Origin of the sequence: Delftia sp. WY8 (assembly GCF_018437695.1) — a bacterium.
In the GTDB taxonomy this organism is placed as follows: domain Bacteria; phylum Pseudomonadota; class Gammaproteobacteria; order Burkholderiales; family Burkholderiaceae_C; genus Comamonas; species Comamonas tsuruhatensis.
The window spans coordinates 5936646-5954489 of the sequence record NZ_CP049795.1 but is presented as its reverse complement, the minus strand read 5'-3'; the positions used below and the strand labels follow the sequence as shown (position 1 = coordinate 5954489).

The window sequence follows — 17844 nt, the reverse complement described above, 5'->3', positions numbered from 1 at the left end:
TTCATAATGCAAAACAAAGATTCCATGCAGTGAAAAATTGCCACAGCATGGCAAGCATTCGCGACACAGGTATGTCACGGGTGCCTGCCGTGCTCGCAGGTACCATCGCGCGTTCAGGCAGCGCCACCGCCGCCCCAAACTCCACAAGCCGTGAACACCTCCCATCGCAGATCTGCCTATGCCTGCCTGGCGCTGAGCATGTCCCTGGTCGGCAGCTATGTCGCCCTATCCAAGCCCTTGGCCGCCATTTTTCCGGTGCTGTTGCTGGCCTGGCTGCGCTTTGGCATAGGAGCCATCGCCATGCTGCGATGGCTGCGCAAGCCGGCTGACGAGGCTCCCTTGCCGCGCCGCACACAAGGACTGCTGTTCCTGGAATCGTTGTTCGGCAACTTCCTTTTCACCATCTGCATGGTTACCGGCGTCAGCCTGACCAGCGCCGTCACGGCAGGCGTGACCATGGCCGCCATTCCGGCCGCCGTGGCCTTGATGAGCTGGCTGTTCCTGCGCGAGCGCGTGGCCGCGCGCACCTGGCTGGCCATTGCACTGGCTGTGACCGGCATAGGCTTGTATGCACTGTCGCGCCCCGACGCGGGCACCGCGGCAGCCTCTTCGACCTCGTCGCAGGCATGGCTGGGGCAGATGCTGCTCGTCGGCGCCGTGCTTTGCGAGGCGTTTTACGCCGTGATCGGCAAGCGCCTGACCACATCCCTGGGGCCCAAACGCATCACATCCATCGTCAACCTCTGGGGATTTGCGCTGTCAACTCCCTTCGGGCTGTATCTGGCCTGGCACTTCGACTTCGGCAGCGTGCAATGGAGCATCTGGGGACTGCTGCTGTTCTACGCCCTGGCTGCCTGCGTGTGGACCGTATGGCTGTGGATGACGGGCCTGCGCAGCGTGCCAGCCTCGCAGGCGGGCACTTTCACGGTTTTGCTGCCGATCAGCGCCGCCTTGGTCGGCATGTGCGTGCTGGGCGAACGGGTCACATCCATGCAGGCACTGGCCTTCGCGATCGCCCTGCTGGGCATTTTTGTGGCTACCTGGCCCGCCCGAAAACTCTCTTCGGAACCTTCGTCCACAAGCGAAGTCCGCCCCCTCTGAAAGCGCTGGCTCCGACGGCCCTCCAGCCATGGCGGCCCCCGAAAGGGAGCAGGAATGCAAAAACTCTTCAAAAAACAGCGCCACAGCAACAAATCGAGGCAAAAATTTGACGGGTGAGCTTGGAAGACCGTTTTTTTCCCATTAGCATCAGCCTGCCAGTGGATAGCGACGGTTTTTCGCTGGTAAAGAATCCACTCCATACTAGGAACAAGCAACATGGCAACTGCAAAGAAGGCAACGGCTGCTCCGGCAGCTCCCGCAAAGAAGCGCACTCCCAACGCCGCCTTCATGAAACCCCTCACCCCCAGCCCCGCTCTGGCTGCCGTGGTGGGTTCCACCCCCCTGCCCCGCACCGAGATCATCAGCAAGCTGTGGGTCTACATCAAGGCCAACAAGCTGCAAGACGCTGCCAACAAGCGCATGATCAACGCTGATGCCAAGCTCAAGGAAGTGTTCGGCAAGCCCCAAGTCTCGATGTTCGAGATGGCTGGCCTGATCGGCAAGCACGTCAAGTAATCCCCGGGCCTGCCCCACGGATGAAAGCCGGCCCATGGGCCGGCTTTTCTTTTTTCCGGATGTCTGCCACCGGCGATGCGCCATCGCCCCCCTCCAATGCCATGAGCCAAGTGCCCGCACTGCAAGCCGTTCCCGACGGCATCATCAATCTGGCCGACCACGAGATCCAGGCGCGGCAGCGGTTGGACGACAACGCCTGGGCCTACTTCTCGGGCGGCGCGGCCGATGAGCACAGCCTTGCCGCCAACCGCAGCGCCTGGGATGCGCTCACGTTGTGGCCACGCGTACTCAGGCCTCTTGCAGGGGGAAACACACGGCTGCAACTGCTGGGGCGAGAGCTGGCCTGCCCCCTGCTGGTCGCCCCCATGGCCTTCCAGCAAATGGCGCATGCCGACGCAGAGCTTGCAACAGCCTATGCGGCTGCGGCGCTGGGCGCGGGCATGGTGCTCAGCACCCAGGCCAGCCTGCCGCTGGAGACTGTGGCGAAGGCCGCACAGCTCACGCCGACCCGCGGGCCGCTATGGTTCCAGCTGTACCTGCAGCACGACCGGGGCTTTACCAGGCAATTGATCGAACGGGCCGAGGCGGCAGGCTACGAAGCGCTGGTGCTGACGGTGGACGCCCCCGCCAGCGGCGTAAGGGACCGTGAACGCCGCGCGCGCTTTAGCCTTCCCGCCGGCATTTCTGCCGTCAATCTGCAGGGCCTGGCTCCATCTCCGGCCGTCCGGCTCACACCGGACCAGAGCGCACTGTTCGACGGCCTGCTGCAGCATGCGCCCACCTGGGATGACGTCGCCTGGCTGCAGCAGCAGACACGCCTGCCAGTGCTGCTCAAGGGGGTGCTGCATCCGGCTGACGCGCTGCAGGCGGCGAGATCGGGCGTGGCAGGCATCATTGTTTCCAACCACGGGGGACGCACGCTGGATACCGTTCCCGCAACGGCCACCGCACTGGCGCGCGTCACCAAGGCCTTGCGCAACTCGGGCCATGCGCTCCCTGTGCTCGCCGACGGCGGCATACGGCGAGGCACCGATGTGCTCAAGGCCATCGCTCTCGGTGCAACGGCTGTGCTGATAGGCCGCCCGATAATCTGGGGTCTGGCCAATGCAGGTGCCGCTGGCGTGGCCCACGTACTGAGGCTGCTGCGCGACGAACTGGAGGTCGCCATGGCCCTGACAGGCTGTGCAACCCTCGCGCAGGCCACTGTGGAGCTACTGGATACCGAGTAAAGCGCAAGGCCATACAGCCCTACAGACAACCAAGAATTGCAAATGCGATGAATTCTCATTTATAATTTTTCATCTCATCAATAGCCAGCCATTACTGCCTGTAGCCATGATCGTCTGTGTATGTCGCCGGGTTTCCGACCGTGAGATCGCACGCCACGCTCACGCTGGCATGAGCTTTGACGAAATCCAATTCGAATTGGGTATCGCCATGCAGTGCGGCCGGTGCGAGAGTTGTGCCCGGGATGTGGTGGCGCAATGCTGCGCAACCCAGCCCGTGGCGGCCATACACAACGAGATCGCGGCCCAGACCGTCCAGCTTGCCAACAATATCCTGGAGAGCAAAGCATGGTCCTCCTCTCAGCACTTGTCGGCAGCCTGATCCTCGTCGTTACATGCACCTGGTGGATCCTGCGCAGCTGATACTCCGTCTTCCGAGCGACAGCACCCGGCACCTATCCGCTGTCAGCTCCTTCTGTCTCTATGTCCCAGTCTGATCGTTTTGGCCCCCCCGGGGGCCTTGGCCGTAACGTGGCCATCGCGGGTTCGGTCGTGGTCTTGCATGCAGCAACCCTCTGGGCGATGCAGCATGGCCTGCTCCAGCGCGCCCCCGAAGAGGTCATCGTGCCAGCCCAGGTGATCGCGGAATTCATTTCGCCACCCGCGCCCGAGCCCGAGGCCCCCAAGCCACCTCCGCCGCCACCGCCCCCCCCCAAGCCACAGCCGGTCGTGAAGAAGGCGCCGCCTCTGCCCAAGGCCATTGCCGATCCCAAGCCGGCACCTGCGGCGCCGCGAGGCACGCTGGAAGACGAGCCCAAGCCCGTGGTGGAGGCGCCGCCGGCCCCCCCGGCACCGCCCGCCCCACCTGCCCCGCCCGCGCCTCCTGCCCCTCCGGCACCGCCCAAGATCGAGCTGCCATCCAACAATGCCGCCTACCTGAACAACCCGGCGCCCAACTACCCTGCCATCAGCCGGCGCATGGGCGAGCAGGGAACCGTGATGCTGCGCATCTTCGTGGATGCGCAAGGCCTGCCTCAGAAGATCGAGGTCAGCAAATCCAGCGGCTACGACCGTCTGGACCAGCAGGCCGTGGACGGCGTCAAGAACTGGAAGTTCGTCCCCGGCAAGAGCAACGGCACGCCAACCCCCATGTGGGTTACGGTCCCGGTCAAATTCACCCTCAATTGATTCTCAGGAGTATCCATGGATTCCCAATTCGGCATTGCCCACGTCTGGACGCAGGGAGACTTCGTCACCCGTGCCGTCGCCGTCATCCTGCTGGCCATGTCGGTGGCCTCTTGGCTGGTGATGATCATCAAGGCCCTGGACATCGTGAAGTTCAAGAAGTACGCCCGCAACGCCCAGGACTTCTGGCACAGCCCCGACCTGGCCAGCGGCCTGGAAAAGCTCGGCAATGACCGGTCCAACCCCTTCCGCTACCTGGTGCTCGAAGGCCGCGAAGCCACTGCCCACCACCGCAAGACCAGCGCCCACCTGCACGACACGCTTGACATCAGCGACTGGGTGACCCGCTGCATGCGCAACGGCATCAGCGAGTTCACGGCCCGCCTGCAATCGGGCCTGGCCATTCTGGCCTCCGTGGGCTCTACAGCTCCCTTCATCGGCCTGTTCGGCACCGTCTGGGGCATCTACCACGCACTGGTCGCCATCGGCCTGTCGGGCCAGTCCTCCATCGACAAGGTGGCAGGCCCCATCGGCGAGGCGCTGATCATGACGGCCCTGGGTCTGGCCGTGGCCATTCCGGCCGTGCTCGGCTACAACGCCGTGGTGCGTGGCAACAAGTCCATCCTCAACGCACTCAACAGCTTTGCCCACGACATGCACGCCTACTTCGTGACCGGCGCCCGTGTGTCCATCGACGGCAAGGAAGCCGGCAATGTGCTGCCGCTGAAGAAAGGCGCGTAAGCCATGGCATTCGGAACAATGGATGATGACGGCGAAGAGGTGATGAACGAGATCAACATGACGCCGCTGGTCGACGTCATGCTGGTGCTTCTGATCATCTTCATCATCACCGTGCCGGTGATGAAGCATTCGGTGAACGTGGACCTGCCCCGCGCCACCAACCAGCCCGAAGACGTCAAGCCCGCCACCGTGCGCCTGGCCGTGTCCGCTGATGGCCAGTACCACTGGAATGGCGTGGCCGTGAGCGATACGCAGTTCGAGGAAAACCTCAAGGCCGAGGCAGCCAAGGAGCCGCAACCCGACCTGCACATCCAGGGCGACAAGGAAGTGCGCTACGAGCGTGTTGCCCAGGCCATGGCCGCCGCCCAGCGTGCCGGCGTGCGCAAGATCGGCTTTGTGACGGACCCCGTCAAGTAGGCCGCGAGAGCGGCATTCGTTGCCTGGCGCTCAGCGACAACGGCCCTTCGGGGCCGTTTTCCATTGCGGCCCGCTCTTGGAACAAGCTCGCGAGGTGATCAGGCGTTCGGTCGTTCGGGGGCAGAAACCACAATGAGAGTAAGTCTCACTTGATTTTCAATTGAGAATTGTTATCATTCACAAAACTTTCCAATTTTTGAGGAATTCCCTGCATGTCTGCCACTTCCGCCGCCACCTCGCATCTGTCCGGCAACTCCACAGCCCAGGCCTTTGCAGCGCTGCAGGCCGCAGCATCCGCAGCCCTCAGCGGGGCCGCCAGCGGACTCGACAGCACCTTGCTGCTCAATGGGCAAAAGGCTGTGACCATCGTGCACAACGGCACACCCTATCGTCTGCAGGCCACCAAGCTGGGCAAGCTCATCCTGACCAAATAACCAAGATTGCAGCCGTCGGCGGGTCATGTTCGGGTCCGCTGACCGCTTCTTTGTTTCATCGTGGGGCGACCTTGGGGCTTCCAGTCCCAAAGGTCGATTAGCCAGCCAACAGAATCTTCGGATTTTGCGTAGCCAAGCATTTTTTCCCTGCGCTGCAATGTGGATCGCTTCAAAGAAAAAGCCCCTGTACCTCAGTACAGGGGCTTTTTCTTTGCCTCATGAATCGGCCCAAAAGGCAGATTCATGCAGGGTGCATCAGGGGCTTTTACAGACCCAGAGCCGCAATGCCGGCGCTGGCCACCTGGGCATCCTCATTGGCCTTGACGCCGCTGACGCCCACGGCGCCCAGGCACTGGCCGTCCTTCATGATGGCCACGCCGCCTTCGAGCAGGCCGTCCACCGTGGGGGCGCTCAGGAAGGCCGTACGGCCGTTGTTGATCATGTCTTCATAGCCCTTGGTGTCGCGGCGGCCCAGGGCAGCCGAACGGGCCTTGGACGGAGCGATATGGGCCGAGACTGCGGCGGCGCCATCGAGGCGCTGCAGCCACAGCAGGTGACCGCCGTCATCGACGATGGCAATGGTCACGGCCCACTTGTTCTTCAGCGCCTCGGCCTCTGCGGCGGCGGCAATGGCCTTCACGTCGGCCAGTTCGAGTTCATGCTTGGTCTTCATAAGATTGCAGTTATCCATTCCATCACAAATGTCCTATAAGCATAGCAATCGTATGAGGACTGACAATGCATGCGCAGAACAAAACATTCGAAACCAAACCATGGCAGCGGCTCGGGGTATTGCAAGCGGCGCGCGAGCCGCCACCTAGAATGGGCAAGTCGCAACAACACTCCTTCGGAGGACTGGCCACATGAATGATCAAGTCACCACACTGGGCTCTGCGGGCTACGGTGTCTCGCAGCAAGAGCGCAATCGCGTATTGCGCAACACCTACTGGCTGCTGGCCCTGAGTCTTCTCCCCACCGTGCTGGGCGCTTGGCTGGGCGTGGCCACGGGCATCACGCGCTCGCTGAGCGGCGGTCTGGGGCTCATCGTCTTCCTGGGCGGCGCCTTCGGCTTCATGTTCGCCATCGAGAAGACAAAGCACTCGGCAGCCGGCATTCCCGTGCTGCTGGGCTTTACCTTCTTCATGGGCCTGATGCTGTCGCGCATGATCGGCATGATCCTGGGCTTCAAGAACGGCTCCGAGCTGATCATGACCGCCTTTGCAGGCACGGCCGGCGTGTTCCTGGTCATGGCCTCGCTGGCCACGGTGATCAAGCGCGACCTGTCGGGCATGGGCAAGTTCCTGTTCGTGGGCGTGCTGGTGCTGTTCGTGGGCTCCATCATCAACGTCTTCATCGGCTCCACGGCCGGCATGATGGCGATCTCGGTGGCGGCCATCGGCATCTTCAGCGCCTACATGCTCTATGACCTCAAGCAGATCATGGACGGCGGCGAGACCAACTACATCAGCGCCACGCTGGCCCTGTACCTGGACCTGTTCAACGTGTTCCAGAGCCTGCTGGCCCTGCTGGGCATCATGGGCGGCGAACGCGACTGATGCCGCACGCGCCAAGGCTGCGCCTTGCGTGCTGCAACACCAAAGGCCTCCTTCGGGAGGCCTTTTGCATGTCCGGGATCATCATTCGTGCAAGGCGGGCTCAACTTTTTCCGGGTCGTGCCGATAATCTCGTCAAGATGACCATGCCTAATCTTCCCCGCACCTTCGCCATCCTGCTGCTGCCCACGCTGCTTGCCGGCTGCAAGCTGGATGATATTCCGGGCCTGGGGCCGGACCCCCGCGCCGTCGCCAAGGAGGCCGAGGCCAAGGCCATTGGCGGGGCCTGCCGCCATGCCCTGCGCGGGCTGGAGGATTGCTACACGCTCAACCCCAAATCGCCCAAGGCCCTGGTGTTCGCAGGCTGGAAGGATATGGACGAGTACATGCGCGCCAACAAGATCGAGGGCACGCCTTCGGTCCTGGGCCAGAGTGACCGCCGCCGCAGCGACAAGGAAGATGTGCCTGCCGAGCCTTCGGCAGGACGCAATCGCAGCTGATCCGGCAGGCATCCGGATCCGGCCGCAAAAAAGCCGTGGCGCCCTCAGGCGGCCACGGCTTTTTCATGCAGGGCCTGCGGGGCCGCCGTCAGTCCACGCGACGCTCGAACACCGCCATGCTCTCCACATGGGCCGTGTGCGGGAACATGTTGACCACGCCGGCCGAAACACAGTGATAGCCGGCCAGGTGCACCAGCAAACCGGCATCGCGTGCCAGCGTGGCGGGATTGCAGCTGACATAAACGATGCGCTCTGGAAAGCGCCAGTCCTCATGCCCTGCCGGCAGGGGCTCGGCGCCTTCGGCGCCGATGCGCGCCTGGTGGATGTCGGCCAGGGCCTTGGACAGCGCAAACGCTCCTTCGCGCGGCGGATCGACCAGCCACTTGCCGGCGACGCCGTCGGCGAACAGCATCTCGGGCGTCATCTCGAACAGGTTGCGCGCCACAAAGCGCGTGGGCGCGAGCTTGTCGCCTTCCGCCCGCTGCGCGTTGTTGGCCGCGTAGTTTTCATGGGAGCGCTTGACCAGGGTGTCGCTGCCCTCGATGCCCAGCACCTCGCGCGCCTGCGTGGCCAGGGGCAGGGTGAAGTTGCCCAGACCGCAGAACCAGTCGATCACGCGCTCATCCTTCTTGACATCCAGCAAGCGCAGCGCGCGCGTGACCAGCACGCGGTTGATGTGCGGATTGACCTGGGTGAAGTCCGTGGGCTTGAACGGCATGGTGATGCCGAAATCAGGCAGGCCGTAATCGAGCTGGGCGCCTCCCTGCTCCATAAGGTGCACGGTGTCCGGGCCCTTGGGTTGAAGCCACCACTGCACGTTGTGCTCGGCCGCGAAAGCGCGGAGCCGGGCCTGATCGTCCTCGGACAGCGGCTCCAGGTGGCGCAGCACCAGGGCCGTGACGGAGTCGCCGCAGGCGACCTCGATCTGCGGGCAGGTTTCGCGCGCATCCATGGAGGCGATCAGCGCGCGCATGGGCAGCAGCATGGCATCCACATGGGGTGGCAGGACCTTGCAGGTCTCCATGTCGGCGATGTAGCGGCTCTTGCGCTCGTGAAAGCCCACCAGCACCTTGCCCTTCTTGGCCACGTAGCGCACCGACAGGCGCGAGCGGAAGCGGTAGCCCCAGGACGGACCTTCGATGGGGCGCAGCAGCGTCTCGGGCCTGACCTTGGCCAGATGCCAGAGGTTGTCCTCCAGCACGCGCTGCTTGATGGCCACCTGGGCAGCGACGTGCAGATGCTGCATCTTGCAGCCGCCGCAGGCGCCGGCATGCAAGCCGAAGTTGGGGCAGCCGGGGCGCACGCGCTGGGAGGATTCGCGGTGGATGGCCGTCAGGCTGGCGGCTTCCCAGTTGTTTTTCTTGCGATGGGTATTGGCGCTGACCAGCTCGGTCGGCAGTGCGCCGTCGATGAATACCACCTTGCCATCGCTCTTGCGGGCCACGCCCTGGGCGTCCATATCCATGGACAGCACCTGCAGCCAGCCTTCGGGCAGTGCAGGGGCGTCGTCGTCGGCTTCGGGCAGGTTGTCGGGGATCTTGTTGTCGCGGGGTTCACTCATGGGGCCAGATTGTCTCAGGCTCTCCGATTGCCCTGGTGGCGGCCCCCCAAAAAAGCCCCCAACTCGCTTTTGCCTCTCAGGACCGCGGAGTGCTGCTGCGGCCCAGGTCCCGCTGCCGCTCCTGGCGCGCCCGGGCCAGTTGCTCGCGTTCGGCCAGCAGGTTGATTTCGGTGATGCAGTTGAACTCGTCCAGCGTGAACACCATGGTGGCGCCGCGCTCGATCTTGTCCACGGTCTGGTGCAGCGGCAAGGTCAGGTCCACCGGCGGGCGGTTGGAGCGGTAGATCAGCTCCTGCTCGGGCGTGTAGACGGAATAGCAGGCGGCAGACGCAGCCTGCGCCAGCGCGCAGGCGACCAGCACGGTGATGGCACGCAGGTTTTGCACAGCAGTCATGGTGTTCCCCTCAAAACGGCGGCCCGCCTGTGTATGTACTGGGTGGCAGGCCAGGCTGCCCAGCATTATGGAGCAGCACATGCCGCGCCCCGCCAGGTGCCGCCTCCGCACTGCAGCCGGTTTTGATTTTCAGCTTTCTCAAATTTCTCTCTTGACAGAAATTTCAGGCCTGCAGACACTGAGGCCATGCAACTGAGTCCCATCGCACACCGTTTCATCCACCATTGGGGCGACATGGGCAGCTCCTGGGGGGTGAACCGCACGGTCGCCCAGATCCACGCCCTGCTGTTCTTCCATGGCCGCCCGCTCAACGCGGAAGAGATTGCCGGCACGCTGGGCGCCGCTCGCTCCAACGTGAGCAACAGCCTCAAGGAACTGCAGGACTGGGAGCTGATCCGCACCAGCCGCAGGCCCGGCGATCGCCGCGACTACTTCGAGACCTCGTCCGATGTCTGGGAGCTGCTGCGCACCATCGTGCGAGAGCGCAAGCAGCGCGAGTTCGACCCGACCTCGGAGATGCTGCGCGAACTGATCGCCGAGCCCGGTTTCGATGCCGAATCCCCCGACACCCAGGACCGCGTGCACGAGACGCTGCGCCTCATGGAGTCGCTGGGCATCTGGACCGACGAGATGCTGCGGCTGTCGCCCTCCACGCTGGACAAGCTCCTGCGCCTGGGCGCCAGCGTGCAGCGCTTCGTGCGCTCCGAGGCCGCTGACACCCGTGTCAAGCGCGGACGCTGAGCCTGAAATTTCCGTCACAAGAGAAACTGGAGGTCACCATGCGCATTCTGGTCTGCGGCGGCAACGGCTTCATCGGCCGCCATATCGTCAACCTGCTGGCACTGGCCGGCCACGACCCCGTGGCGCGCAGCCGCCATTCACTGCCTGCGCTCGACTACGCCAAGGCCACCACGCCCGACGCCTGGCTGCCGCACCTGGCGGGCGTGGACGCCGTGGTCAATGCCGTGGGCGTGCTGCGCGACAGCGCCTCCCGGCCCATCGATGCCATGCACGCCCAGGCCCCCATCGCCCTGTTCGATGCCTGCGCGGCGGCCGGCGTGCGGCGCGTGGTGCAGATCTCTGCCCTGGGCATAGAAGGCAGTGCCACGCGCTACGCCACCACCAAGCGCGCCGCTGACGAGCATCTGCTGGCACTCACAGCAGCCGGCCATCTGCAAGGCTGCGTGGTCCGCCCCAGCGTGGTGTTCGGCGCTGGCGGCGCCAGCAGCGAGATGTTCCTGTCCATGGCGCGCCTGCCGGCGCTGCTGCTGCCGCGCCCCGTGCTGCAGGCCCGCGTGCAGCCCGTGGCCGTGCGCGACCTGGCCGAGGCCGTGGCCGGCCTGGTGACGCGCCCCGAGCCCGTGGGCATGATCGAGATCGGCGGCCCCCTGCCCTTGCCGCTGGCCGCGCTGATTGCCAGCCTGCGCGCGCAGATGGGCCGCGCCCCCGCCCGCGTGGGCACGCTGCCCGGCTGGCTCACCCGCGCCAGCGCACGCGCTGGCGACTGGGTCAGCGCCTCGCCCTGGTGCAGCGAGACACTGGCCATGCTGGCCAGCGACAACGTCACCGATCCGGCCGGATTGCAAGGCCTGCTGGGCCGGCCCGGCATCGCGCCCGCCCATTTGCTGGCCACGCTGCGCCATGGGTGAACACCGCCTGCGCCAGGTTCCCCCTTCACAGCGAGCCATGCACCTCAGCCTGATCGCCGTCTGGCTGGGCACGGCCCTGGTCAGTGCCATCGAGCACCGGGGCCTGAGCGTGCAGGTGCTGGCCGATGCCGGCATTCACGATGCGCGCTGGCAGACGTTCCTGATCTGGAGCGGCCTGCTTGCCGACCTGGCCGTGGGCCTGGCGCTGTGGCTCCTGCCCGGCCGCAAGAGCTATCTGGCGGCCTTGCTGCTGATGGCTGCCATGACCGTGCTGGCCACGGCGCTGCAGCCCACGCTGTGGCTGCATCCGCTGGGGCCGCTGCTCAAGAACCTGCCGATCGCAGCCATGCTGCTGCACCTGATGTCGGCGCCCGTCACGTCCAAGGAGTCTGCATGAATCTCTACCTGTTGCTCAAGACGCTGCATATCGCGTCCAGCGTGCTGCTGGTCGGCACCGGCCTGGGCTCGGCCTTCTACATGTTCTTCGCCAACCGCAGCGGCAGCGTCGCTGCCCAGGCCGTGGTCAGCCGCCTGGTGGTGCGTGCGGACTGGTGGTTCACCACGCCCTGCGTGGTCATACAGCCTGTGAGCGGCATTGCCCTGGCCCACATGGCGGGCTGGCCGTTGACCACGCCGTGGCTGGCACTGTCGCTGGGCCTGTACCTGCTGGCCGGCGCCTGCTGGCTGCCCGTGGTCTGGCTGCAGGTGCGCATGGCCGCCATGGCGCGCGGCGCGCACGCAGCGCAGGCCGCCCTGCCCGCGCTGTATGCCGTCTATGCCCGGCGCTGGGAGGCGCTGGGCTACCCGGCCTTCATCGCCATGGCCGTGACCTATTACCTGATGGTCAACAAGCCGATGCTCTGGGGCGGTTGAGCATCGGCAATGCCTTCAGTGCCTGGCCTCAGAGCTTGGCCTCAGAGCTTGGCAATGGACACTTCGGTGGACTTGACCAGGGCCACCACGTCGGAGCCCACGACCAGGCCCAGCTCGTCCACCGAGCGCGTGGTGATCACCGAGGTGACCACGCCCCAGGGCGTCTGCACGTCGACTTCGGAAACGACATCGCCACGGATGATTTCGCGCACCTGGCCCTTGAACTGGTTGCGCACGTTGATGGCTTGAATGGACATGTTTTTCTCCTGGGGATCAAAAGGAATCAAAGGAAGGTGGGGGAAAACGGAAAGTCAGACCGCCCAGCGCAGGCCATGGGCCGGCACGCCGGGCCAGGCCGTGGTGTCGGTCAGCGGGTTGGAGTCGGGCTCGGCGGCGGGCTTTTGCAGCACGCGGTCGAGAATGCGTTGCTCGATGGCCGCCAGCGCCACGCTGCCGTGCACGCGCGGCCGCGGCAGGGCGATGCGTTCATCCAGCGCGATGCGGCCGTCCTCGATCAGCACCACGCGGTCGGCCAGGGCCACGGCCTCCTGCACGTCATGCGTGACCAGCAGGGCCGTGAAGCCGTGGCGCTGCCACAGGCCTTCGATCAGGCGGTGCATCTCTATGCGGGTGAGCGCATCGAGCGCGCCCAGCGGCTCGTCCAGCAGCAGCAGTTGCGGGCGGTGCACCAGGGCGCGCGCCAGGGCCACGCGCTGGCGCTGGCCGCCAGACAGGCGCGCCGGCCATTCGCCCTCGCGGTCGGCCAGGCCGACCTGGGCCAGCACTTCGCGGCCACGTTCCTGGGCCGAGGCGGGCAGGCCCAGCGTCACATTGGCCAGCACGCGCCGCCAGGGCAGCAGGCGCGCATCCTGGAACATGATGCGCGTGCCGCCCTGCGCGCCCTGCACGGCGCGGGCGGGCTCGCCGTCCAGCAGCAAGGTGCCGGCCGTGGCCTGTTCCAGGCCTGCGACCAGGCGCAGCAAGGTGCTCTTGCCGCAGCCGCTGCGGCCCACGATGGCGACGAATTCGCCAGGCTCCACCTGCAGCTGCACTTCGTGCAGCACCTCGCGCTGGCCGTAGCGCTTGGTCAGCCCGCCGGCCTGCAGGCGCACGCCACGGCGCGGTGCGGATTGGGGGGATGCGGACTGCGGCGCATCGTCGTTCTGGGCCAGGCGGTCGCTGACGTCCAGGCCATCGGCATCGAACGAGGCCTCCCAGGCCATCGCCGGCGCGGTGGTGTTCAGCTCCACGGCCTGTGCCAGCGTGGTCTTCATGCGGTTCCATCGGCTCATGTCGTGCTCCTTGTGTCACTTGGGCTGGTAGCCCGGATGCCAGCGCAGCCACCAGTGCTCCAGCGCACGCGCAAACCAGTCGGCCAGCTTGCCCAGCAGGGCGTATAGCAGGATGCCGACCAGCACCACGTCGGTCTGCAGGAACTCGCGGGCGTTCATGGTCAGGTAGCCGATGCCCGACTGCGCCGAGATGGTCTCGGCCACGATGAGGATCACCCACATCAGGCCCAGCGAAAAACGCAGGCCCACCAGGATGGAGGACAGCGCGCCCGGCAGGATGACCTCGCGGTACAGCTGCCAGCGCGTGAGGCCGTAGCTGCGCCCCATCTCGATCAGCGCGGGGTCCACATTGCGTATGCCGTGGAAGGTGTTCAGGTAGATGGGAAAGAACACCGACACGCTGATCAGGAACAGCTTGGCGCTCTCGTCGATGCCGAACCACAGGATGACCAGCGGAATCAGCGCCAGCGCGGGGATGTTGCGCACCATCTGGATGGTGGAGTCCAGCAGCGTCTCCGCCCAGCGCAGCGAGCCCGTGAGCAGGCCCAGCGCCAGCCCCAGCCCGCCGCCGATGGCCAGGCCACCCAGCGCGCGGCCCGCGCTCACCTGCACATGCTTGAGCAGCTCTCCCGACTCGGCCAGCGCCTGCGCGGCGCGCAGCACATCCAGCGGAGCGGGCAGCACCCGCGTGGACAGCCAGCCCCACGCCGAGGCGGCCTGCCAGACGGCGATCAGCGCCAGCGGCACCAGCCAGGGCACCAGGCGGCGGCCCACGCCGGCCGCAAAGCGCAGCAGCGGCGACCAGGCATCGCCGGCCGGGGGGGCCGAGGAGGCCGGCAGCGCAGTAACGGTACGTGCATCGGACATGCGTGACTCCCTCAGCTTTGCGACGCGCGCGGCGAGTACAGGTTGGCAACGGTCTCGCCCAGCGGCCCGCCCACGCCGCCAGCCAGCCTGTCGCGCACGGACAGCGGCAGCAGCGGGAAGACCAGCTCGGCAAAGCGGTAGGCCTCTTCCAGGTGCGGATAGCCGGACAGCACGAAGGTGTCTATACCCAGGTCCGCGTACTCCTTGATGCGGTCGGCCACGGTCTGCGCATCGCCCACCAGGGCCGTGCCCGCGCCGCCGCGCACCAGGCCCACGCCGGCCCAGAGGTTGGGGCTGATCTCCAGCTCGGCCCGCGTGCGGCGGCTGCCACCGGCATGCAGGGCGGCCATGCGGCGCTGGCCTTCCGAGTCCATGCGCGCGAAGGCGGCCTGGGCCTGGACCACGGTCTCGTCCTTGAGGCGGCTGATCAGGCGATCGGCATCGGCCCAGGCCTCGTCCTCGGTCTCGCGCACGATGACGTGCAGGCGGATGCCGAACTTCACGCTGCGGCCATGGCGCGCCGCCTTCTCGCGCACATCGGCAATCTTCTTGGCCACCTCGGCCGGGGGCTCGCCCCAGGTCAGGTAGGCATCGACCTGCTCGGCGGCCAGGTCGTGCGCGGCCTCGGACGAACCGCCGAAGTACACGGGCGGATACGGCTTTTGCAGCGGCGGGAACAACAGCTTGGCGCCCTTGACCGAGAGGTGTTGACCTTCGTAGTCGAGCGTGCCGCCCTCATGGCTGCGCTCAAGGATCTCGCGCCAGATGCGGATGAACTCGGCCGATTGCTCGTAGCGCTGCGCATGGTCGAGGAAGACGCCGTCGCCCTCCAGCTCGGCGCGGTCGCCGCCCGTGACCAGGTTGATCAGCAGCCGCCCGCCCGACAGGCGGTCGAACGAGGCCGCCATGCGCGCCGCCAGGCTGGGCTGGTGCAGGCCGGGCCGCACGGCGACCAGGAACTTCAGGCGCCTAGTGACCGGAATCAGGCTGGAGGCGACGACCCAGGGGTCCTCGCAGGAGCGGCCCGTGGGAATCAGCACGCCCTCGTAGCCCAGGCTGTCGGCCGCGATGGCGACCTGCTTGACATAGTCGTGGCTGAGCGGGCGGGCGCCCTCGGCCGTGCCGAGGTAGCGGCTGTCGCCGTGGGTGGGAATGAACCAGAAAACCTGCATGCGCTGCTCCAGTCAGGGGACGGAATCGAGGAAGGGAATCAAAGGGCGGAAGAAGGCCGTGCCGCCGCAGGCTCGGCCAGCCGCGCGTACTCGGCCGCCGAGGGCCGCCAGACGATGTCGGCCACCTGCACCTGGCGCGGAATCAGGCCCAGCCGAAAAAATGCATCGGCCACGCGCTGCTGGTCCACCACGGTCTGCGCAGCCAGCAGGCCCACGGGGGAGCTGGGCCGGCGCGCAATGAAGCGGCTGACCACCGCCGCATCCAGGCCGCTGAAGCCGGCCACCAGGGCCACGGCCTCCTGGCGTGCGCTCTGGGCCAGGCGATCGGCGCGCGTGAGCTCATCGAACAGCGCGCGCAGCACCTGCGGATGGTGCTCCACCAGGCCGCGCGCGGCCAGGTAGAACGAGGCGTTGCCCGACAGGCCTTCGCCATTGGCCAGCACGCGCGGGCGAATCGCCAGCTCGGTGGCCGCGTAGAACGGGTCCCAGATGGCCCAGGCGTCCACGCTCTTGCGCTCGAAGGCGGCGCGCGCATCGGCCGGGGCCAGGTACACGGGCTGGATCTCGTTCCAGGCCAGGCCCGCCTTGTCCAGCGCACGCACCAGCAGGTAATGGGCGCTGGAGCCTTTTTGCAGCGCCACGCGCCGGCCCTTGAGGTCGGCCAGGGCGCGCAGCGGCGAGTCAGACGGCACGAGGATGGCCGAGCTCTCGGGCTTGGGCGGCTCGGCGCCCACGTACAGCAGGTCGCGGCCCGCGGCCTGGGCAAAGACCGGGGGCGAATCGCCGGTCAGGCCGAAATCCAGGCTGCCTGCGGCCAGGGCCTCCAGCAGCTGGGGGCCGGCCGGGAACTCCAGCCAGCTGACCTTGGTGCCCGCAAAGCGCTTTTCCAGCACGCCCTGCTGCTTGAGGATGACCAGGTTGACGGCCGACTTCTGGTAGCCGATGCGCAACTGCTCGGGCCCGGCCACGGCGGCCGGCGTCTCGGCGCGTGCGTACTGGCCGGCCAGGCTCCAGCTGAAGGCGGTAGTGCCCAGCAGTTGCAGGGCCTGGCGGCGCACGCGGTCCAGGCGGGGCTTCTTGGAATTGGCATTCATGGTGCGGACTCCTTGCAGTGGGCTCAGGGGCGCGACGCGATCAGGTCCACCGGCGCGGCATGCAGCAGGTTGAGCTTGCGGGGGATGAGCTTGAGCTCGAAGAAGGTGTCGGCGATCTGCTGCTGCTCGGCCAGGATCTCGCGCGTCACGGACGAGGTGCCGAAGCGGGCACGGCTCAGGTACAGCTCGGTGATGGACTTGTCCAGCCCCAGGATGCTGGACAGCTCGGCGGCAGCGGCCGTCTGGTTCTTCGAGGCCCAGCGGTCAATCCCATCGACCTCTTCGATGGCAATGCGCAGCACATCGGCATTGCGCGTGGCGAAATCGCGCGAGGTGAAGTAGTAGGCGCGGTTGTTGACCACGCCCGTGGCATCGGCCAGCAGGCGGGCGTCCAGCGTCTTTTGCGCGGCAGCCAGGAAGGGGTCCCAGATCAGCCAGGCATCGACGGAGCCGCGCTCGAAGGCGGCGCGCGCATCGGCCGGCGCCAGGAAGACGGACTGCACATCGCCGTACTTCAAGCCATGCTTTTCCAGCAGCTTGACCAGGAAGTACTGCACGTTCGAGCCCTTGTTGTAGGCCACGCGCTTGCCCTTGAGGTCCTGCACGCTGCGGATGGGCGAGTCCTTGGGCACGATCACCGCCTCCAGCCCGGGGCGCGGCACGGTGGCGCCCGCATAGACCAGGGGTGCGCCTGCGGCCTGCGCAAAGATGGGCGGGGCCTCGCCCACATCGCCGAAGTCGATGGAGCCCACGTTCAGCGCCTCCAGCTGCACGGGGCCGGCGTTGAACTCGATCCAGCGCACGGATACGCCCAACGGCGCCAGCCGCTTTTCCAGCGTGCCCCGGCTCTTCAGGATGGACAGCCAGCCCTTTTGGTGGCCCACGCGCAGCACGCGGTCACCCGCCTTGTCCTGGGCCAGGGCCGGGCCGCCCAACGTGGCGGCTGCTGCGGCAAGGCCCGCGCCCAGCAGCTGGCGTCGGCGCCAGTTGGCTGTGTGTCGGGGGAAAGAATCAAACGAGACCATGACGGACATCCTTGGAAGAGTGGTGCGTGGTGCGTGGTGCGTGGTGCGTGGTGCGTGGTGCGTGGTGCGTGGTGCGTGGTGCGTGGCGCAGGCAAAGCGCTGCCCATGCATGCGCGCGGCATGCAGCCAGAAAACAAAAAAAGGGAAGGCGGAGCAAGGGGCAGCCGACTGCAGGGCCAGGCCTGCAGGCGCGCCGCACGGAGTCGTCAGGTGCTACATCGCCGGCTGGCGAAGGCCATGGTCT

General features: G+C 66.3%; 23 protein-coding genes. 14 read left to right on the top strand and 9 right to left on the bottom strand.

Annotation, left to right across the window (positions count from 1 at the left end; all coding sequences use genetic code 11):
• Positions 1-150 precede the first annotated feature (150 nt).
• The 8 genes from G4D77_RS27260 to G4D77_RS27225 all read left to right on the top strand — a co-directional run bounded on the left by G4D77_RS27260 (position 151) and on the right by G4D77_RS27225 (position 5620).
• Positions 151-1101, top strand: coding sequence for a DMT family transporter (locus tag G4D77_RS27260; RefSeq protein WP_034364552.1), 951 nt, complete (start codon positions 151-153; stop codon positions 1099-1101).
• Between the two features lie 216 nt (positions 1102-1317).
• On the top strand, positions 1318-1617 hold the full coding sequence (locus G4D77_RS27255) for an SWIB/MDM2 domain-containing protein (protein ID WP_012206418.1): 300 nt from the start codon (positions 1318-1320) through the stop codon (positions 1615-1617).
• A 101-nt stretch (positions 1618-1718) separates the two neighbouring features.
• Positions 1719-2846, top strand: a complete 1128-nt coding sequence (locus G4D77_RS27250) for an alpha-hydroxy acid oxidase (protein ID WP_193726212.1) — start codon at positions 1719-1721, stop codon at positions 2844-2846.
• Positions 2847-2952: 106 nt separating this feature from the next.
• Positions 2953-3225 (top strand): (2Fe-2S)-binding protein, encoded by a 273-nt coding sequence (locus G4D77_RS27245; protein WP_016448321.1) that lies wholly within the window; start codon positions 2953-2955, stop codon positions 3223-3225.
• Between the two features lie 101 nt (positions 3226-3326).
• The gene (locus G4D77_RS27240; RefSeq protein WP_016448322.1) at positions 3327-4031 is read left to right on the top strand and encodes an energy transducer TonB; all 705 of its coding nucleotides are present in this window, start codon (positions 3327-3329) and stop codon (positions 4029-4031) included.
• A gap of 15 nt (positions 4032-4046) precedes the next feature.
• Positions 4047-4769 (top strand): MotA/TolQ/ExbB proton channel family protein, encoded by a 723-nt coding sequence (locus G4D77_RS27235; protein WP_016448323.1) that lies wholly within the window; start codon positions 4047-4049, stop codon positions 4767-4769.
• Positions 4770-4772: 3 nt separating this feature from the next.
• The gene (locus tag G4D77_RS27230; protein WP_016448324.1) at positions 4773-5186 is read left to right on the top strand and encodes an ExbD/TolR family protein; all 414 of its coding nucleotides are present in this window, start codon (positions 4773-4775) and stop codon (positions 5184-5186) included.
• 212 nt (positions 5187-5398) lie between these two features.
• Positions 5399-5620 carry a hemin uptake protein HemP gene (locus tag G4D77_RS27225; protein ID WP_016448325.1) on the top strand — a complete coding sequence of 74 codons (222 nt, stop codon included), beginning with the start codon at positions 5399-5401 and terminating at the stop codon, positions 5618-5620.
• Positions 5621-5885: 265 nt separating this feature from the next.
• Here G4D77_RS27225 and G4D77_RS27220 read toward each other — a convergent pair whose 3' ends face one another.
• Positions 5886-6293 (bottom strand): GlcG/HbpS family heme-binding protein, encoded by a 408-nt coding sequence (locus tag G4D77_RS27220; RefSeq protein ID WP_017405970.1) that lies wholly within the window; start codon positions 6291-6293, stop codon positions 5886-5888.
• Between the two features lie 190 nt (positions 6294-6483).
• Here G4D77_RS27220 and G4D77_RS27215 point away from each other — a divergent pair, with 190 nt between their 5' ends.
• Both G4D77_RS27215 and G4D77_RS27210 read left to right on the top strand, forming a co-directional pair.
• A complete protein-coding gene (locus G4D77_RS27215) occupies positions 6484-7176 on the top strand; it encodes a Bax inhibitor-1/YccA family protein (protein ID WP_012206426.1) in 693 nt (230 codons plus the stop codon).
• Positions 7177-7244: 68 nt separating this feature from the next.
• Complete coding sequence (locus G4D77_RS27210) at positions 7245-7673, top strand: hypothetical protein (protein ID WP_016448327.1); 429 nt, start codon at positions 7245-7247, stop codon at positions 7671-7673.
• A gap of 88 nt (positions 7674-7761) precedes the next feature.
• On the opposite strand, the gene rlmD is transcribed toward G4D77_RS27210, so the two are convergent.
• Entirely contained in the window at positions 7762-9234 is a 1473-nt protein-coding gene (rlmD, locus tag G4D77_RS27205; protein WP_154833993.1) for a 23S rRNA (uracil(1939)-C(5))-methyltransferase RlmD, read from the bottom strand.
• Between the two features lie 76 nt (positions 9235-9310).
• Positions 9311-9628, bottom strand: coding sequence for a hypothetical protein (locus G4D77_RS27200; RefSeq protein ID WP_154833992.1), 318 nt, complete (start codon positions 9626-9628; stop codon positions 9311-9313).
• 186 nt (positions 9629-9814) lie between these two features.
• On the opposite strand from G4D77_RS27200, the gene G4D77_RS27195 reads away from it, so the two are divergent.
• The 4 genes from G4D77_RS27195 to G4D77_RS27180 are packed head-to-tail and all read left to right on the top strand — an operon-like array spanning position 9815 to position 12150.
• Entirely contained in the window at positions 9815-10369 is a 555-nt protein-coding gene (locus G4D77_RS27195; protein WP_034364559.1) for a GbsR/MarR family transcriptional regulator, read from the top strand.
• Positions 10370-10407: 38 nt separating this feature from the next.
• Positions 10408-11277, top strand: a complete 870-nt coding sequence (locus tag G4D77_RS27190) for an NAD-dependent epimerase/dehydratase family protein (RefSeq protein WP_133072958.1) — start codon at positions 10408-10410, stop codon at positions 11275-11277.
• Entirely contained in the window at positions 11270-11674 is a 405-nt protein-coding gene (locus G4D77_RS27185; protein WP_133072957.1) for a DoxX-like family protein, read from the top strand. Before G4D77_RS27190 ends, G4D77_RS27185 begins: the two co-directional genes overlap by 8 nt.
• On the top strand, positions 11671-12150 hold the full coding sequence (locus tag G4D77_RS27180; RefSeq protein WP_012206433.1) for a DUF2269 family protein: 480 nt from the start codon (positions 11671-11673) through the stop codon (positions 12148-12150). Before G4D77_RS27185 ends, G4D77_RS27180 begins: the two co-directional genes overlap by 4 nt.
• 41 nt (positions 12151-12191) lie before the next feature.
• Here the strand turns inward: G4D77_RS27180 and G4D77_RS27175 are convergent, their stop codons facing one another.
• Genes G4D77_RS27175 through G4D77_RS27150 form a run of 6 tightly spaced genes read right to left on the bottom strand, consistent with a single transcriptional unit; the run spans position 12192 to position 17600 of the window.
• The gene (locus G4D77_RS27175) at positions 12192-12407 is read right to left on the bottom strand and encodes a TOBE domain-containing protein (protein WP_012206434.1); all 216 of its coding nucleotides are present in this window, start codon (positions 12405-12407) and stop codon (positions 12192-12194) included.
• Between the two features lie 54 nt (positions 12408-12461).
• Entirely contained in the window at positions 12462-13442 is a 981-nt protein-coding gene (locus tag G4D77_RS27170; protein WP_047218081.1) for an ATP-binding cassette domain-containing protein, read from the bottom strand.
• A 15-nt stretch (positions 13443-13457) separates the two neighbouring features.
• Entirely contained in the window at positions 13458-14309 is an 852-nt protein-coding gene (gene ssuC / locus G4D77_RS27165; protein ID WP_012206436.1) for an aliphatic sulfonate ABC transporter permease SsuC, read from the bottom strand.
• 11 nt (positions 14310-14320) lie between these two features.
• Positions 14321-15481: an FMNH2-dependent alkanesulfonate monooxygenase gene (gene ssuD / locus G4D77_RS27160; RefSeq protein ID WP_133072954.1), complete on the bottom strand. Its 1161-nt coding sequence runs from the start codon at positions 15479-15481 to the stop codon at positions 14321-14323.
• A gap of 38 nt (positions 15482-15519) precedes the next feature.
• Complete coding sequence (locus G4D77_RS27155) at positions 15520-16575, bottom strand: aliphatic sulfonate ABC transporter substrate-binding protein (RefSeq protein ID WP_154833991.1); 1056 nt, start codon at positions 16573-16575, stop codon at positions 15520-15522.
• 23 nt (positions 16576-16598) lie between these two features.
• The gene (locus G4D77_RS27150) at positions 16599-17600 is read right to left on the bottom strand and encodes a sulfonate ABC transporter substrate-binding protein (RefSeq protein WP_193615968.1); all 1002 of its coding nucleotides are present in this window, start codon (positions 17598-17600) and stop codon (positions 16599-16601) included.
• Positions 17601-17844: the final 244 nt, after the last annotated feature.

Excerpts from the sequence above, each read along its gene's own strand:
- G4D77_RS27255 (WP_012206418.1), top strand. The coding sequence starts at position 1,318 with ATGGCAACTGCAAAGAAGGCAACGGCTGCTCCGGCAGCTCCCGCAAAG.
- G4D77_RS27250 (WP_193726212.1), top strand. The coding sequence starts at position 1,719 with ATGAGCCAAGTGCCCGCACTGCAAGCCGTTCCCGACGGCATCATCAAT.
- G4D77_RS27245 (WP_016448321.1), top strand. The coding sequence starts at position 2,953 with ATGATCGTCTGTGTATGTCGCCGGGTTTCCGACCGTGAGATCGCACGC.
- G4D77_RS27240 (WP_016448322.1), top strand. The coding sequence starts at position 3,327 with ATGTCCCAGTCTGATCGTTTTGGCCCCCCCGGGGGCCTTGGCCGTAAC.
- G4D77_RS27235 (WP_016448323.1), top strand. The coding sequence starts at position 4,047 with ATGGATTCCCAATTCGGCATTGCCCACGTCTGGACGCAGGGAGACTTC.
- G4D77_RS27230 (WP_016448324.1), top strand. The coding sequence starts at position 4,773 with ATGGCATTCGGAACAATGGATGATGACGGCGAAGAGGTGATGAACGAG.
- G4D77_RS27225 (WP_016448325.1), top strand. The coding sequence starts at position 5,399 with ATGTCTGCCACTTCCGCCGCCACCTCGCATCTGTCCGGCAACTCCACA.
- G4D77_RS27220 (WP_017405970.1), bottom strand. The coding sequence starts at position 6,293 with ATGAAGACCAAGCATGAACTCGAACTGGCCGACGTGAAGGCCATTGCC.
- G4D77_RS27215 (WP_012206426.1), top strand. The coding sequence starts at position 6,484 with ATGAATGATCAAGTCACCACACTGGGCTCTGCGGGCTACGGTGTCTCG.
- G4D77_RS27210 (WP_016448327.1), top strand. The coding sequence starts at position 7,245 with ATGTCCGGGATCATCATTCGTGCAAGGCGGGCTCAACTTTTTCCGGGT.
- rlmD (WP_154833993.1), bottom strand. The coding sequence starts at position 9,234 with ATGAGTGAACCCCGCGACAACAAGATCCCCGACAACCTGCCCGAAGCC.
- G4D77_RS27200 (WP_154833992.1), bottom strand. The coding sequence starts at position 9,628 with ATGACTGCTGTGCAAAACCTGCGTGCCATCACCGTGCTGGTCGCCTGC.
- G4D77_RS27195 (WP_034364559.1), top strand. The coding sequence starts at position 9,815 with ATGCAACTGAGTCCCATCGCACACCGTTTCATCCACCATTGGGGCGAC.
- G4D77_RS27190 (WP_133072958.1), top strand. The coding sequence starts at position 10,408 with ATGCGCATTCTGGTCTGCGGCGGCAACGGCTTCATCGGCCGCCATATC.
- G4D77_RS27185 (WP_133072957.1), top strand. The coding sequence starts at position 11,270 with ATGGGTGAACACCGCCTGCGCCAGGTTCCCCCTTCACAGCGAGCCATG.
- G4D77_RS27180 (WP_012206433.1), top strand. The coding sequence starts at position 11,671 with ATGAATCTCTACCTGTTGCTCAAGACGCTGCATATCGCGTCCAGCGTG.
- G4D77_RS27175 (WP_012206434.1), bottom strand. The coding sequence starts at position 12,407 with ATGTCCATTCAAGCCATCAACGTGCGCAACCAGTTCAAGGGCCAGGTG.
- G4D77_RS27170 (WP_047218081.1), bottom strand. The coding sequence starts at position 13,442 with ATGAGCCGATGGAACCGCATGAAGACCACGCTGGCACAGGCCGTGGAG.
- ssuC (WP_012206436.1), bottom strand. The coding sequence starts at position 14,309 with ATGTCCGATGCACGTACCGTTACTGCGCTGCCGGCCTCCTCGGCCCCC.
- ssuD (WP_133072954.1), bottom strand. The coding sequence starts at position 15,481 with ATGCAGGTTTTCTGGTTCATTCCCACCCACGGCGACAGCCGCTACCTC.
- G4D77_RS27155 (WP_154833991.1), bottom strand. The coding sequence starts at position 16,575 with ATGAATGCCAATTCCAAGAAGCCCCGCCTGGACCGCGTGCGCCGCCAG.
- G4D77_RS27150 (WP_193615968.1), bottom strand. The coding sequence starts at position 17,600 with ATGGTCTCGTTTGATTCTTTCCCCCGACACACAGCCAACTGGCGCCGA.